General features: G+C 52.7%; 1 protein-coding gene. It reads left to right on the top strand.

Translation table 11 applies throughout. The features are described from left to right. The coding region (locus tag ACLJNW_RS25940; protein WP_410961472.1) for a hypothetical protein at positions 1-262 on the top strand (262 nt) is incomplete at both ends.

Raw genomic sequence — 262 nt, 5'->3', positions numbered from 1 at the left:
CTACGATCCAACGAAATTGCCGTCGTGATTGCTGACGAATATCGTAGGAACAATGGGATTCATGCGCCTTTTTTTGGTCGCACCGTGCTGGCTCGACGGGGACCGGCAACCTTGGCGTTAAGGACTGGCGCTGCGGTGGTGCCGGCCTACTTGATCCATGATAAGAATCGCGGTTTAAAGCTGATTGTTGAGCCCGAACTTGATCTGATCAGAACCGACAGAGACAAAAACGCGATACGCGAGAATACGCTGCGCATGACTC

Source organism: Salmonella sp. SAL4457 (assembly GCF_046548235.1).
Lineage (GTDB): Bacteria > Pseudomonadota > Gammaproteobacteria > Enterobacterales > Enterobacteriaceae > Salmonella > Salmonella enterica.
This window is presented reverse-complemented; position numbering and strand designations above follow the sequence as displayed.